The 13,631-nt window shown below is 69.1% G+C and carries 14 protein-coding genes and 1 tRNA gene; 6 read left to right on the forward strand and 9 right to left on the reverse strand.

Annotated elements, in window-relative coordinates; all coding sequences use genetic code 11:
- Positions 1-38: 38 nt before the first annotated feature.
- Positions 39-278 carry a cell division protein CrgA gene (locus AB6V31_RS02590; protein WP_094735171.1) on the reverse strand — a complete coding sequence of 80 codons (240 nt, stop codon included), beginning with the start codon at positions 276-278 and terminating at the stop codon, positions 39-41.
- Positions 279-332: 54 nt separating this feature from the next.
- Here AB6V31_RS02590 and AB6V31_RS02595 point away from each other — a divergent pair, with 54 nt between their 5' ends.
- From AB6V31_RS02595 to AB6V31_RS02605, 3 genes are read left to right on the forward strand one after another with little or no spacing between them, the layout of a single operon-like run.
- On the forward strand, positions 333-1,127 hold the full coding sequence (locus tag AB6V31_RS02595) for a class E sortase (protein ID WP_279365632.1): 795 nt from the start codon (positions 333-335) through the stop codon (positions 1,125-1,127).
- Positions 1,127-1,282 (forward strand): hypothetical protein, encoded by a 156-nt coding sequence (locus tag AB6V31_RS02600; protein WP_164481586.1) that lies wholly within the window; start codon positions 1,127-1,129, stop codon positions 1,280-1,282. Before AB6V31_RS02595 ends, AB6V31_RS02600 begins: the two co-directional genes overlap by 1 nt.
- On the forward strand, positions 1,279-1,935 hold the full coding sequence (locus tag AB6V31_RS02605) for an aminodeoxychorismate/anthranilate synthase component II (protein ID WP_056225097.1): 657 nt from the start codon (positions 1,279-1,281) through the stop codon (positions 1,933-1,935). The genes AB6V31_RS02600 and AB6V31_RS02605 overlap by 4 nt, the downstream gene beginning before the upstream one ends.
- Here the strand turns inward: AB6V31_RS02605 and pknB are convergent.
- Genes pknB through AB6V31_RS02640 form a run of 7 tightly spaced genes read right to left on the reverse strand, consistent with a single transcriptional unit; the run spans position 1,907 to position 10,838 of the window.
- On the reverse strand, positions 1,907-3,607 hold the full coding sequence (gene pknB / locus AB6V31_RS02610) for a Stk1 family PASTA domain-containing Ser/Thr kinase (protein WP_056225100.1): 1,701 nt from the start codon (positions 3,605-3,607) through the stop codon (positions 1,907-1,909). The two genes, AB6V31_RS02605 and pknB, sit on opposite strands and share 29 nt — an antisense overlap.
- A 30-nt stretch (positions 3,608-3,637) precedes the next feature.
- Positions 3,638-5,416, reverse strand: coding sequence for a serine/threonine-protein kinase (locus AB6V31_RS02615; RefSeq protein WP_369363853.1), 1,779 nt, complete (start codon positions 5,414-5,416; stop codon positions 3,638-3,640).
- Positions 5,413-6,867: a peptidoglycan D,D-transpeptidase FtsI family protein gene (locus AB6V31_RS02620; protein ID WP_369363855.1), complete on the reverse strand. Its 1,455-nt coding sequence runs from the start codon at positions 6,865-6,867 to the stop codon at positions 5,413-5,415. Before AB6V31_RS02620 ends, AB6V31_RS02615 begins: the two co-directional genes overlap by 4 nt.
- Positions 6,868-6,916: 49 nt before the next feature.
- Positions 6,917-8,320: an FtsW/RodA/SpoVE family cell cycle protein gene (locus AB6V31_RS02625; protein ID WP_144783604.1), complete on the reverse strand. Its 1,404-nt coding sequence runs from the start codon at positions 8,318-8,320 to the stop codon at positions 6,917-6,919.
- Positions 8,317-9,555 carry a PP2C family serine/threonine-protein phosphatase gene (locus AB6V31_RS02630; protein WP_056225112.1) on the reverse strand — a complete coding sequence of 413 codons (1,239 nt, stop codon included), beginning with the start codon at positions 9,553-9,555 and terminating at the stop codon, positions 8,317-8,319. The genes AB6V31_RS02625 and AB6V31_RS02630 overlap by 4 nt, the downstream gene beginning before the upstream one ends.
- Positions 9,556-9,564: 9 nt before the next feature.
- On the reverse strand, positions 9,565-10,104 hold the full coding sequence (locus AB6V31_RS02635) for an FHA domain-containing protein (RefSeq protein WP_056225115.1): 540 nt from the start codon (positions 10,102-10,104) through the stop codon (positions 9,565-9,567).
- Positions 10,101-10,838 (reverse strand): FhaA domain-containing protein, encoded by a 738-nt coding sequence (locus AB6V31_RS02640; protein ID WP_369363858.1) that lies wholly within the window; start codon positions 10,836-10,838, stop codon positions 10,101-10,103. The genes AB6V31_RS02635 and AB6V31_RS02640 overlap by 4 nt, the downstream gene beginning before the upstream one ends.
- A 152-nt stretch (positions 10,839-10,990) precedes the next feature.
- On the opposite strand from AB6V31_RS02640, the gene AB6V31_RS02645 reads away from it, so the two are divergent.
- Positions 10,991-11,077, forward strand: a tRNA-Leu gene (locus AB6V31_RS02645).
- Between the two features lie 68 nt (positions 11,078-11,145).
- Here the strand turns inward: AB6V31_RS02645 and AB6V31_RS02650 are convergent.
- The gene (locus AB6V31_RS02650) at positions 11,146-12,069 is read right to left on the reverse strand and encodes a DUF368 domain-containing protein (RefSeq protein WP_369363860.1); all 924 of its coding nucleotides are present in this window, start codon (positions 12,067-12,069) and stop codon (positions 11,146-11,148) included.
- A 176-nt stretch (positions 12,070-12,245) separates the two neighbouring features.
- Here AB6V31_RS02650 and AB6V31_RS02655 point away from each other — a divergent pair, with 176 nt between their 5' ends.
- Together AB6V31_RS02655 and AB6V31_RS02660 are read left to right on the forward strand one after the other, a co-directional pair.
- Positions 12,246-12,512, forward strand: coding sequence for a GlsB/YeaQ/YmgE family stress response membrane protein (locus AB6V31_RS02655; protein ID WP_369363861.1), 267 nt, complete (start codon positions 12,246-12,248; stop codon positions 12,510-12,512).
- 83 nt (positions 12,513-12,595) lie between these two features.
- Positions 12,596-13,594 (forward strand): endonuclease/exonuclease/phosphatase family protein, encoded by a 999-nt coding sequence (locus AB6V31_RS02660; protein ID WP_369363862.1) that lies wholly within the window; start codon positions 12,596-12,598, stop codon positions 13,592-13,594.
- Positions 13,595-13,631 lie beyond the last annotated feature (37 nt).

Here is a 13,631-nt window from a genome sequence, read left to right on the forward strand (position 1 = left end):
CCCCATCCACAGGTGGGGATGAATTACACGTGTGTAAGTCAGCGCCACTTCGTGGTCATGAGGAACCCGACGAACGCGATGCCGAAGCCGATCACGAGGTTCCACGGACCGATGCCGGGGATCGGGAACTGCGAGTTGCTGAGGTAGAACACCAACACCCACACGAGGCCGATGAGCATGAGGCCGATCATGATGGGCAGGAACCACACCGGGTTCGGAGCCGATCCGCCTTCGTTGCGCTCAGCGATCGGGTCTTCGCCTTTGCCAGTTCGAGCCATGCCGGACAGTCTAACGGTCAGGTGCGCGTGGTCCCGCGGAACTAGACTGCCCCCGTGCAGACCGTCGACCAGCCGCAGACCCGCCGGGGATCACGGCGCGGTCGCGCTCCGCGCCGGCGGGTGTCCGTGATCGGGGTCATCGGTGATCTGCTGGTCACCGCGGGCGTTCTCGTCCTGCTCTTCGTCGTCTGGCAGCTCTGGATCGGCGACGCCATCATCGGCGCGCAGTTCAAGGATCAGGGCAGAGAGATCAGCGAGCAGTGGGCCACCAATCCGCCGCCGTCGGCGCCCCTGCCCACGACGACCGCTCCCGCTCAACCGGCAGCACCCCCCACGGCCGACCCGCCCGCCCTGGAGCAATCGAAAGACGCGCAGATCTTCGGCGTCGTCTACATCCCGCGCCTCGGCCCTGATTACCACTTCCCGGTCGCCGGGGGAGTCAGCTCGTCCCGCACCCTCGATCCGATCGGTCTCGGTCACTACCCCGACTCCGCCATGCCCGGGCAGGTGGGCAATTTCGCCATCGCCGGCCACCGCGGCAGCCACGGGGCGCCGTTCGCGGACCTGCCGTCGTTGCGCATCGGCGATGCCATCGTCGTCGAGACCGAGGGCGGGTGGTACACCTACCGGTTCCGCAACATCGAATACGTGCGTCCCGACGGCGTGAACGTCCTGCTGCCGACACCCCAGCAGCCGCAGATCGAGGCGACGGACCGCGTCATCACGATGACCACCTGCAGCCCGCGCTACGGCTTCTCGGAGAGAGCGATCGGCTACGGCGTGTTCGAGTCCTTCACCCCGCGGACCGACGCCGGTCCGCCGACGTCTTTGACCTCTGGAGCAGCCTGATGTACGGAGCCCTGTGGCGCGTCCTCCCCGGTCCGTGGTGGGTGCGTCTGCTGATCGTCCTGGTGCTGCTCGCGGCCGTTCTGTACGGCCTCTTCTTCTACGTCTTCCCCTGGGTGAGCGACCTCGTCTATCCCCAGGAGGTCACGGTCGAGTGAGTCCCTGGCGCGTCGTCGTCGTCGACAATCGCGACAGCTTCGTCCACACCCTCGCCGGCTACGTCCGAGACCTCGGGGCCGAGACCATCATGATCGCGGCGGACGATCCCGGGCTGCCGGATCTCGCCGTGCGTGACGCACAGGCGATCCTCGTCTCACCCGGCCCCGGTCACCCCGACGATGCCGGGCACTCGGTCGCCGTGGTGCACGCGGCGCTGGGTGCCGGCATCCCTCTTCTGGGGGTCTGTCTCGGACATCAGGCCATCGCGACGGCGTTCGGCGGACGCGTCGGGCATGCGCCGGAACTGCTGCACGGGATCACGAGCGTCATCCGGCACGGGGGAGACGGGGTGTTCGCCGATCTTCCCGACGCCTTCGTCGCCACCCGCTACCACTCGCTCTCCGTCGACGCGGAGTCGCTCCCGGCGGAGCTGGAGGTGACGGCGCGGACCGACGCAGGAGTGGTGATGGGCCTCCGGCACCGGACCGCGTCGATCGAGGGCGTGCAATTCCACCCCGAGAGCGTGCTGACCGAGGGCGGACATGTGCTGCTCGGCCGCTGGCTCGAGAACGCCGGACTTTCGGGCGCCGCTGTACGCGGCTCCCGACTTCACCCGCGCGGGGTCAGGCGCCCGAACACACCGTCAGCGTGATCTCGCTGTGCACCGGGACCTCACCCGGGGCGAGAGACTGCGTCTTGACCGTCGGGGGCGTCGCGGCCTTGCAGCCGGGATCCTGTTGCGTCTTGACCGTCAACTGCTTCGCGTCGGACTCCAGCTCGCGCTGGGCCGCCTCGAGGGTGTAGCCGGTGTAGTCGACGATGACCACCTGTCCGCTGGCGACCACGAGGTTCACCGTGGTGCCCTTCGCGACCTCGGCGCCCGACTCGACGCTCGAGGAGATGATCGTTCCGGCGGCGAGAGCGGGATCGTCCTGGCGGCGGATCGAGCCGACTGACAGTCCCGCGTTCTGCAGCGCTGTCCGCGCCTCGCTCTCGGTGATCCCGTCGAGGGTCGGAACCGTGGCCGTATCGGGTCCGGTCGAGACGTAGACCGTGATCCTCTGCCCGGCGGTGACGTTCGTCCCGGCCTCGGGGACCGTGCTCACGACATTTCCGGCGGCGACCTTCTCGTCGGACTCGTTCACGCGACTGGTGGTCAGCTGCTGGCCCTCGAGGGTCTCGACCGCGCGGTCGTACGACATGTCGACGACGTTGGGGACCGTGTACGCGCTGGTGGGCACGTCGTTGCTCGGCTGGATCTGCATGACCCAGATGAGGACGGCCACGAGGAGCACGGCGAGCACGGTGACGCCCGCCCAGATCCAGGCCACCGGGGGGCCGGGCTGCGTGCGGCGCATCGTGGTGTCGGTGCTGAGCTGCCGCAGCGAACGCGCGGTCTCAGCCGCTTGGCGCGGGTTCGGGCCGTACAGTTCGTTCGACAGCGCCGACATCTGGCGCTTGGTGGGGCCCTTGCCGTCGACGGTTTCGTCGAGGGCTTCGCGGAAGCTCGCGGCGTCCTGCGGGCGCTGGAACGGGTCCTTCGCGAGGGCGCGGAGGACGATGGCGTCGAGCGCGCGAGGGACCGTCTCGACGATCTCGCTGGGCGGGACCGGGGCCTCGCTGACGTGTTGGTAGGCGACGGCCACGGGGGTGTCGCCGCGGAACGGGGGTCGACCCGTGAGGAGCTCGTACAGCACGACGCCCGTGGAGTAGAGGTCGGCGCGGGCGTCGACGGACTCGCCCTTGGCCTGCTCGGGCGAGAAGTACGCCGCCGTGCCGACGATGGCCGTGGTCTCGGCGACCGTGGACGAGGAGTCGGACACCGCGCGGGCGATACCGAAGTCCATCACCTTGACGCGTCCGGAGTCGGTGATCATCACGTTTCCGGGCTTGATGTCGCGGTGCACGACGCCGGCACGGTGCGAGTACTCCAGAGCCTCCAGGATGCCGTCGACGTACCGCAGCGCGTCATCGGTGGGCACGGGTCCCTCGGCGATGACGTCCTTGAGCAGACGGCCGTGCACGAGTTCCATGACAATATACGGAACCGGGCGCTCGTGGCCGTCGACGCCCGTCTCGACGTCCTCACCCGCGTCGAAAACCCGCACGATCGTGGGGTGGGCCATGCGCGAGGCCGCCTGCGCCTCGAGCCTGAACCGCGTGCGGAAAGCGGCGTCGCCCGCCAGATCGGCCTTCAGGACCTTGATCGCGACCGTGCGCCCGAGCGTCTGGTCGTACCCGCGATAGACGCTGGCCATGCCGCCGCGACCGATCAGGTCGTCGACGCGGTAGCGCCCGGAAAGGACGCGCGTCTCAGTGGTCACGGGTGGAGCTCCTGGCGTGGGGGATGGGGATCAGGGCTTGACGGTGGGAACCGCCGCGGGCGTCGCCGACGGCGAAGACGAGCTGCCGCCCGTGATCGTCGCCGACGCCTCGCCCGAGGGACCGGCCGACCGGTCGCCGGCGCCCGAGCAGCTGACGGTGTACGTCACCCGCAGGGTCTGACCGGCGGCGTTGTTGACCGTCAGCTTCGCGTTGCGCGCGTCGGGCGCGAACACCGCGGTCGACTGTCCCGTGGCGTCGAAGGTGCCATTGGTGGCGGTGAAGTTATACGACGTGACCGACCCGGTGCCCGAGGGGCACGAGTACTGCTGCCACGAGACCTGGATGTCGCTGCCCGCCGTCACCGAGGTGCCGGGGAGGGTCGGCGTGCCGGGCGTCGAGAGCGGCGTCTCTTCGCCGTAGACCGTGACCTCGATGTTCGTACCCTGCGGGTTGCGTCCCGTCGGATCGACGACGTAGATCTTGCCGACCTGGTCGGCGTTCTCGGCCGCGTTCCCGGTGGTGCAGGTGGCGCCGAGGTTCGCGTTGCGGAGGGCCGTGCGCGCTTCGTCGCAGGTCTTGCCGATGAGGTTGAGGGCATCGACGTCGACGAGGGTGCTGGACGGGGTCGGGCTCGGGGACGGCGAGGACGGCGTCGGAGTCGGCGCCGAGGCGGTCGCGGACGGGCTGGCCGGAGCTGCGTTCGAGTCGCCCTGGTTCGTCAGCAGCGTGACGAGCGTGCCGATCAGCACCAGCGCGAGAAGGGCGATCAACGCGATGAGCGGCCACGTCCAGGGACTGCGCTTCTTCTTCTGCGGCGCGGGGTCCTCTTCGGTGTGCTCCTCGGTGAGAAGCGACGTCGCGGCAGCCGGGGCGGGCATGAGACGCGTGGTCGCCGAGGTCTGCCCCCCGGCCGTGAGCAGCTGGGTCGCGTCGTCGGCGAGAGCAGCACCGGCCGCGATCGCGGGGACGGCGGCCGCCGCGGCCGCGAGGTCGCCACGACGCAGAGCGGTTGCGGCGCGCGAGACGGCGGCCGACGAGGCCGGACGGTCGTCGGGCTTCTTGGCGATCATGGCCATCACGAGGTTCTGGACCGGCTGCGCCACCGTGGGAGGCAGGGGAGCGGGCTGCTCGTTGATCTGCGCCATGGCGATCGCGACCTGCGACTCGCCCGTGAAGGGGCGCTTGCCGGCGAGGCACTCGTACGCGACGATTCCGAGCGAGTAGGTGTCGGTCGCGGGCGACGCGGGGTGACCTGACGCCTGCTCGGGCGAGAGGTACTGCACCGTTCCCATGACCTGACCGGTCGCGGTCAGCGGCACCTGGTCGGCGATACGGGCGATGCCGAAGTCGGTGATCTTGACGCGACCGTCGGGCGTGATCAGCAGGTTGCCCGGCTTGATGTCGCGGTGCACGAGGCCCGCGGCGTGCGCCGCCTGGAGCGCGGCAGCCGTCTGGGCCACGATGTCGAGGGTCTTGTCGGTGGAGAGGGACCCGTCGCGCTCGAGGATCGTCGACAGAGCCTCGCCCGGGACGAGCTCCATCACGAGGAAGGCGCTGCCGTCCTCCTCGCCGTAGTCGAACACGCTGGCGATGCCTTCGTGGTTGACGAGGGCGGCGTGGCGCGCCTCGGCGCGGAAGCGCTCGAGGAAGCCCGGGTCGCCCATGTACTCGTCTTTGAGGATCTTGATGGCGACGGTTCGTCCGATGACGTGATCCGTCGCCTCCCAGACCTCGCCCATACCGCCGATCGCGATCCGCGAATCGAGCTCGTAGCGTCCTCCGAAGGTCACACCTTGCGTCGGTCTCATTTACCCAGCACCGCCTCCATGACCTTCTTCGCTATCGGGGCGGCGATCTCGTTGCCGCTCCCGTTCTGCCCCTGGCCTCCACCGTTTTCGACGACCACGGCGACGGCGACCTTGGGGTCTTCCGCCGGTGCGAAGCCGGTGAACCAGAGAGTGTAGGGACGGGAATCGTTCTCCGCCGTGCCGGTCTTACCCGCCACCGCGACCCCGTCTATTCTTGCATTCGATGCTGCGCCGTCCTGGACGTTCGCCGTCATCATGGTGACCATCTGGGCGGCGATCGAGGAGTCCAGAGCACGTCCGAACTCGCTGCTGCTCGCTTCGTCCTTCACCGAGAGGTTGGGCTCGATCACCCGATCGACCATCCGCGGGTTCATCACCACGCCACCGTTCGCGATGCCGGCCGACACCATCGCCATCTGCAGCGGGGTCGCGCGGACGTCGCCCTGACCGAAGCCGCTGAGGGCGGTCTGCGGAGCGTTCGGCGATGTCGGGTAGGTCGAGGGCGTGGACTCGAGCGGCAGGCTGAACGAGGTGTTGAACCCGTACTTCTCGGCCTCGGCGCGGATCGCGTCGTCGCCGAGCTCGACCGCGAGCTCGGCCATCGGGATGTTGCAGCTCAGCCGCAGTGCCGTCGCGATGGTCACGGTGTCGCCGCCGCCGCAGGTGCCGCCGCCGGCGTTGCTCACGACGTTCGTGGACTGGGGCAGCGTGTACGCGGCGAGGTTCGGGAAGGCCGAGTCCGGCGTGTACCGACCGGATGCCAGCGCCGCCGAGGCGACGACGAGCTTGAAGGTCGAGCCCGGAGGGTTGAGGTTGCCGCCGATCGCGCGGTTGTCCATCGGCTTCGACGGGTCGGCGACCAGCTGGTCGTACGCCGCGTTGACGGCATCCGTGTCGTGGGAGGCGAGGATGTTCGTGTCGTAGCTGGGCTTGGACACCATCGCCAGGATGCGCCCGGTCGAGGGCTCGATCGCCACGACGGCGCCCTGCAGGTCGTCGAGGGCGTCCCACGCGGCCTTCTGCACGTTCGGGTCGACCGAGAGTTCGACGTTCGAACCCCGTGGCGCCTGGCCCGTGATGGCGCGGTCGATGCGCGAGAAGAACTGGTTCGAATCGGACCCGCTCAGCACGCTGTTCTCGGCGGCCTCGATCTGGGTCTTCGCGTCGAGCACCGGGTTCATGTAACCGGTCACGGGCGCCCACATGTCGGCATCCGTGTACTGACGCTGCCAGCTGTAGACGTCGTTCGAGGGAACCGATGACGCGATCGCGGTGCCGCCGGCGATGATCGATCCACGCTGGATCTGGTACGAGTCGTACAGCGCACGCGTGTTGCCGGTGGTGTTGGTCAACGAGTTGGCCTGGGCGACCTGGATGATGCTCGTCGAGGCGAACAGGGCCAGGAACATCGCCAGCATGACGATGCTGAGGCGTCGGAGCTCTTTGGTCACGGTGCCTCCTCGGGAATCGGGGCGTCGACGGGGGCGAACGGGCGGGTCATCAGCCGATCACCACCCGGGGGCGGCTGCGCACCGCGTCGGAGATCCGCAGCAGGAACGCGACGATGATCCAGTTCGCGATGAGCGACGATCCACCGGCCGCGAGGAACGGGGTGGTGAGGCCGGTCAGCGGGATCACGCGGGTGACGCCGCCGACCATGATGAACACCTGCAGGGCGATCGTGAACGAGAAGCCCGTCGCGAGCAGCTTGCCGAAGTCGTCCTGCCCCGCGAGACCGATGCGGATGCCACGGCTGGTGAAGACCATGTAGAGCGCGAGGATCGCGAACAGGCCCACGAGACCGAGCTCTTCGCCGAGGCTCGGCACGATGTAGTCGCTCTGCGACAGCGGCGTGATGTACGGCCGGCCCTGACCGAGACCGGTGCCGAAGAGACCGCCGTGCGCGAGGCCGAAGATGCCCTGCACGAGCTGGTAGCTGCCGCCGTCGCGGTTGATGACCTCGGGGTCGAAGGCGCTCAGCCAGTTGGCGAAGCGCCCGTTGACATAGGGGAGGACCCGGGATGCCAGGAAGGCACCGCTCGCGACCAGCACCAGGCCGATGAGCACCCAGCTCGTCTTGCCGGTGGCGACGTAGAGCATCGCGACGAACATGCCGAAGATCAGCAGGCCCGTGCCGAGGTCGCGCTGCAGCACGATGATGCCGAGCGAGACGAGCCAGATGATCAGCACCGGGCCGAGTTCACGGGCGCGCGGCCACGTCATGAACAGGAACCGCGTGCCGGTCGAGGTGAGGCTCTCGCGAGTGCGGACGAGATAGCCGGCGAAGAAGATCGCCAGACAGATCTTGGCGAGCTCACCCGGCTGGAACGACACGAAGCCCAGCGACACCCACACGTCGGCGTTCTGGTCGGTTCCGAGGCCCGGGACGAAGGGCAGCAGGAGCAGCAGGATGCCGACGAGGCCGAACAGGTACGTGTAGCGGAAGAGCACCCGGTAATTGCGCACGAAGATCAGCACGGCGAGGGCTGCGACCATCGCGATGGCCGCCCAGGCGATCTGGCGGTTGCCCGTGGCATCCCACCCGCTCGCCTTGTCGGCGAGGTCGATGCGATAGATCATCGCGATGCCCAGGCCCGTGAGGACGGTGGCGATGGGAAGCACGAACGGGTCGGCATCGCGGGCGCGCAGGCGCAGCACCACGTGCATGATCAGCGCGAGGACCGCGGGGATCGCGGCGACCGACAGGTAACCGGCTTCGACGGTGTTGTTCACACCGAGCTGCACGAGGACGATGGCGCCGCCGTAGACGGCGATCGCGAACAGGAGCAGGCCGAGCTCGCGGTTGCGCTGCTTGGCGGGGACGCGGATCTTCTTGAGCGCGCGCATCACGGCCGTGTCGGTGGACACGGCGTCGCCCGATCGGGTGAGCTTCTGGTCGGTCATCCGCTTCCCTCCGCCGCGGGACGCAGGCGTTCGACGATCTTCTCCGCGTCGTTCAACGACGGAGCGGAGATGGTGGCCTGGACGGTCTGCCGATCGAAATCGGACAGCTCGGACAGGGGGATGTTCGTGTCCTGGTAGACCGTCGACAGCGAGATCGGACCGATGGACTGCTGGATGCCGCGGTAGATCACGACCGAGTCGCTGTCGGCGCCGACGTAGTAGAGCGTCTGCGTCCAGTTGTAGCCGGCGAACAGACCGACGCCGATGCCGGCCAGCACCAGGATCAGCGCGGCGAGCCAGCCGAAGCGGCGGCGGCGGGCGCGGCGACGGTCTTCTTCGATGAGCTCCTCGAGGAACTCGGCCGCCGGCTCGAAGTGGGTGGGCTCGTTGGCGACCTGGCGGGCGTGGTGCAGCCACCCCGACCGGCTGGGACGGGCGGCGGGCACGACGACGCCGCTGGGGTTGGACGCGGAGCCGACGATCGTGGGGGTTCCGATGAAGACCGGGTGCTGGCCGCCGACGTCGACGAGCACGACCGTCACGTTGTCGGGAGCGCCGCCGTCGAGCGCCTGCTTGAGCAGGGCGTCGGCCGTGCGCGCCGGGGGCATACCGAGGGCCAGCGTCTTGGCGGTGTGGGCGTCGTCGACGACGCCAGACAGGCCGTCGGAGCACAGCAGCCAGCGGTCGCCGTCCTGCGTCGGCATGATGAAGCTGTCGACCTCGGGGTCGGGATCCATGTCGCCGAGTACCCGCATGAGCACCGAGCGCCGCGGGTGGTACCGGGCCTCTTCGGGCGTGATGCGACCCGAGTCGACCAGACGCTGGACGAACGTGTGGTCGGCGGTGATCTGCGTGAGCGTGTCGTCACGGTACAGGTAGATGCGCGAGTCGCCGATGTGGCCGATGACGGCGTAGTCGTCGACCATGACGAGAGCGCTCACCGTCGTTCCCATGCCGGCCAGCTCGGGGCGGCGGGCCACGGTGTCGATGAGCTCCGCCGCCGTGTCGGCGAGGGAGTCGCGGATGGCGTGCTCGGCTTGGGCGGGGGAGCCGAAGGGCTGGTCGAGCTCGGTGAGGCGGCGGATCGCCAGGCTCGAGGCGACGTCACCGCCCGCGTGCCCGCCCATTCCGTCGGCGACCACGAAGAGGTTGGACCCGGCGTAGCCGGAGTCCTGGTTGTTGGAGCGCACCTTGCCCGTGTGGGAGATGGCGGCGCTCGAGCCCTGGAAGACCATGGAGGAGGGTTACTTCCTCAACTCGAACGTCGTCGCGCCGACCTTGATGGGAGCCCCCACCTTGACCTGCACCGGGGCCGCGACGCGGACGCCGTCGTGCGAGGTGCCGTTCGTGGAGTCCAGATCCTGCAGCATCCACTGCTCGCCCCAAAGGACGAGTCGGGCGTGGTGGCTCGAGGTGTAGTCGTCGCGGATGACCAGACCCGACTCGCTGGAGCGACCGATCGTCAGCGGCTCGGTGCCCAGGGGCAGCTCGAGGCCGGCCTTGGGACCACTCGTGATGACGATGCGCGAGACGGCGGACGTGGTCGCCAGACCCCCCGTGGGCGCCGGGGCCGGAGGGGCGGGGCGCTTGACCTGCGTGGTCACGGCGTCAGGCGATGAGGTGGGGGCGGCTGCCGCCGGAGCGGGGGATGCCGTGGGCTCGGGAAGCTTGCGCACTTTGACGCCGAACAGGTCGGCGCGCAGCGAATAGACGACACCGAACACGAAGAACCACAGCAGGACGAGGAAGCCGCCCTGAAGAAGAAGGAGAGTCAGCTGACTCATGAGAGGGGTCCCCGTTCCCGGACGTCGAAGATGCTCGTGGCGTCGGACGCCGAAGGGCGTCGCGGCGGCTGCGCCTGGGCGACCACACGGAACACGATATTGGTGCGGCCGATCGAGATCGTCGAATCGGGCGGAAGAGCGGCCTCCGAGACCTTGCGGCCGTTGAGGGTGGTGCCGTTGGTCGAACCGAGGTCGCGGACCATCGCGCGCTCGCCGTCCCACAGGATCTCGACGTGCTTGCGGCTCGTGCCGGCGTCGGGGATGGTGATGTCGGCGTCGCTGCCGCGGCCGATCACCGTGCGGGCAGCGGTCAAAGGGTGACGAGTGCCGTCGATGTCGACGACTCCGCGCCACGCAACCTGTCCCTCGGTGGTCTGCGAGTCGACACGGAGCGTGCCCGTCGACAGCGACCCGTCGCGTTCGATCGAGATCGCGACCGGACCGGCGAAGGAGTAGCCCTGCGTACGGGCGTGCTTCTTGACCAGAGTGTCGAGCTCGGACACCAGGGTCGAGCCCAGCGCGCTCATCTTCTCGTCGTCGGCGGGCGAGAGGCGCACCGCGAACGTATTGGGCGCGAGGATGCGCTCACGCGTGACGACCACGGCCTTCTTGTCGAGTTCGCTGCGCAGAGCGGACGCGATCTCCACCGGCTGGATGCCACTGCGGAAGGTCTTCGCGAACGCACCGTTGACGGCGCGTTCGAGACCCTTCTCGAAACTGTCGAGTAGCCCCACGAGACTCCTTCAGGCAGGCAGACCAGTAGGCACATCGTAGTCAGCGCGGCTGGGGAGGTCATGGACGCGGGCTTCGGAGCCGCGTTTCGTGACGCGGTCGCGGCCGTGATATTCTCGGGAAGTTGGTCGCGTGGCATCCTGTGTCACGCAACGCGCGAGTGGCGGAATAGGTAGACGCGCTGGCTTCAGGTGCCAGTGCCCGCAAGGGCGTGGGGGTTCAAGTCCCCCCTCGCGCACCACACGACGAAGGCCCCGGGTTCATCCCGGGGCCTTCGTCAATGTGCGCGCACGAGCGCGACAGCCGCGGTCAGGCCGAGCCGCGACCTCGCGCCACCAGCGCCTGCATCGCCACCACGCCGAGCACGACGGCGGCGCCCGCCCCCGCGAGAAGCGCGATGACGCCCGCATCGGTGCCGGGCACCGAGGCCTGACCGAACTCGTCCTGCCAGGGCCAGAGCGCGCGGAGCGAGCCCAATATGAGCCCGGTCATCAGCGCGAGCATGAGGGCGTGGTGCCGGCGCAGCATCACGCGGAGCAGGTTGACGAAGAGGCTGAGGCCCACGACGGCGCCCAGGGCGAAGGCCGCGATGTACGGCAGGTCGCGTTCGTTGAGGGCCACGAGCGTCGTCTCGTAGAGGCCGAACACCAGCAGGAGGAAAGCGCCCGACAGGCCGGGTAGGACGAGGGCGCACACCGCGACCGAGGCCGCGAGGGCGACGATCACCAGCGGCGGCTCCGCGACGGTGGCCGTCGGCAGACCGGTCAGGGCGAACGCCGCAGCGCTCGCGACGAGCGCGATGAGACCGAGACGCCACGTCCAGCCTCGGCCGAGCATGCGGACGGGGATGAGGAGGGATGCCGCGATCATCCCGCCGAACACGGCCCTCGTCTCGGTCGGGTACGCGGACACCAGCGGCGCCAGGACCCGGGCCCCCACGACGACGGCGACCACCATTCCGAGCAGCACCGGGGCGACGACACTCCAGCGCACGGCCCGGAAGTGCGCGGCGGTTCGTGTCGCGCCTCGACCGCGCACGACGTCGGTGCTCGCGACGAGCCCGCGCACGATGTGGCTGGCCGCGTCGATCAACGTCGCGTACACCCCGACGATGAGGGCGACCGTGCCGCCGCTGACCCCGGGGACGACTTCCACCGCCCCGATGAGCGTGCCGCGCACGAGGTTTCCCAGGGGGCGCAGAGGTGAACGTCGGTCGGCAAGGGTGTCGGCCATTCGGACAACGCTATGCGAGACCGCCCGGGAATGCGATTCGCGCGGACGCGTGATCGCACCAGAAATGAGCGGCTTATGCAACCCACCCCGCAAATGTCGTTCCTGAGAGGAAGCTGGATGCAACGAGAGTCCCGCCTCGAGCGGGCATCGGTTCACACTCGCGAAAGGAACACATCATGGGATTCTTCGGATTTCTTCTCCTCGGCCTCATCGCCGGCGCCATCGCCAAGCTGATCCTCCCCGGAAAGCAGGGTGGCGGCTGGATCATCACCCTGGTGCTCGGCGTCGTCGGCGCTCTGCTCGGCGGATTCCTCGGCAGTGTCCTGTTCAACGCCCCGCTGCAGGACTTCTTCTCGCTCCAGACCTGGCTCCTCGCCATCGGTGGTTCGATCATCGTTCTGCTGATCTACGGCCTCATCGTGGGTCGTCGCGCCGCGCGCTGATCGACGAGGAAAGGCCCGGGGCGATTGGACCGCGCCCCGGGCCTTTCCCTGTCTCCGGTCGTCCACCCGCTTTACTGGGCAGGATGCCGAAACACCGCCGCCTCCGCTTCCTCCTCGTTCTCGCGGGGGGATCGGTGGCGGCGTTCCTCATGGTGTGGCCGCAAGGTGTCGGCATCCATCGTCTTCCTCTCATCGCGAATGCGATCTCGCTCCGTGCGCTGCTGGCCCTCGGATTCGGGGTTCTCGCGCTGCTGGTCGCCGGTGCGGCCGTGTGGCGCCGCCGATGGGGAGTGGCCGCGGCTCTCGCGATCGCGCTCGCCGCGGCATCCGTGGGCAACGGCGTCGTGCTGCTGACCCGCGGAGGGGGAGCTCCCGTGCAGCCGGGTGAGTTCACGGTCGCCGCCTGGAACACGTACGGAGGATCGGTCTCTCCCGAGACGATCGCGCGGATGGTGCGCGAGACCGAGGCCGATGTCGTCAGCCTTCCCGAGACCGATGCGATCGCGGCGGCCGAGGTCGTCGGCATCCTGGATCGAGAGGGCATTCCGATGACTCACGACACCGTGGCCGCTGCGCCGGACGGCGAGACCATCCCGACGTCGATCCTCATCTCGCGCGAACTCGGCGACTACGCCCTCGACACCGGGGTCGGTTCGACCGTCGGCCTGCCGAGCGGCGTGTGGAGACCGGTCGACGGCTCAGGACCGATCCTCGTGGCCGCGCACCCCATGCCGCCGCTCCCGGGCGTCACCGACCGTTGGGAACGCGGGCTCGAGTGGATCGCCGGACGCTGCGCCGAGAGCCAGGTCATCGTCGCGGGCGACCTCAACTCCACGGTCGATCACTTCAGCGGCTTCGGACGCGGGGGAGGACTGATCGGCGGATGCCGCGACGCCGCCGCCGACGCGGGCTCGGCCGCCGCGGGAACCTGGCCCGTCCGACTGCCGGTGGGGCTGGCGTCGCCGATCGACCACGTGCTGGTCGGCTCCGCGTGGCGCGTGAACGGCTTCGCCGTGCTCACCGACTTCGACGACGCGGGCAGCGATCACCGCCCCATCGTCGCGACGCTCAGCCGCGGCTGACCGCTCCGGGCAGGCACGGGCGCCTGCCGCGCGGGGC

It is taken from the genome of Microbacterium sp. 16-032, assembly GCF_041079455.1.
Classification (GTDB): domain Bacteria; phylum Actinomycetota; class Actinomycetes; order Actinomycetales; family Microbacteriaceae; genus Microbacterium; species Microbacterium testaceum_A.

Bases quoted from the DNA above. Each gene is read 5' to 3' on its own strand.
- AB6V31_RS02590 (WP_094735171.1), bottom strand. From the start codon at position 278: ATGGCTCGAACTGGCAAAGGCGAAGACCCGATCGCTGAGCGCAACGAA.
- AB6V31_RS02600 (WP_164481586.1), top strand. From the start codon at position 1,127: ATGTACGGAGCCCTGTGGCGCGTCCTCCCCGGTCCGTGGTGGGTGCGT.
- AB6V31_RS02615 (WP_369363853.1), bottom strand. From the start codon at position 5,416: ATGAGACCGACGCAAGGTGTGACCTTCGGAGGACGCTACGAGCTCGAT.
- AB6V31_RS02625 (WP_144783604.1), bottom strand. From the start codon at position 8,320: ATGACCGACCAGAAGCTCACCCGATCGGGCGACGCCGTGTCCACCGAC.
- AB6V31_RS02630 (WP_056225112.1), bottom strand. From the start codon at position 9,555: ATGGTCTTCCAGGGCTCGAGCGCCGCCATCTCCCACACGGGCAAGGTG.
- AB6V31_RS02635 (WP_056225115.1), bottom strand. From the start codon at position 10,104: ATGAGTCAGCTGACTCTCCTTCTTCTTCAGGGCGGCTTCCTCGTCCTG.
- AB6V31_RS02650 (WP_369363860.1), bottom strand. From the start codon at position 12,069: ATGGCCGACACCCTTGCCGACCGACGTTCACCTCTGCGCCCCCTGGGA.
- AB6V31_RS02655 (WP_369363861.1), top strand. From the start codon at position 12,246: ATGGGATTCTTCGGATTTCTTCTCCTCGGCCTCATCGCCGGCGCCATC.
- AB6V31_RS02660 (WP_369363862.1), top strand. From the start codon at position 12,596: ATGCCGAAACACCGCCGCCTCCGCTTCCTCCTCGTTCTCGCGGGGGGA.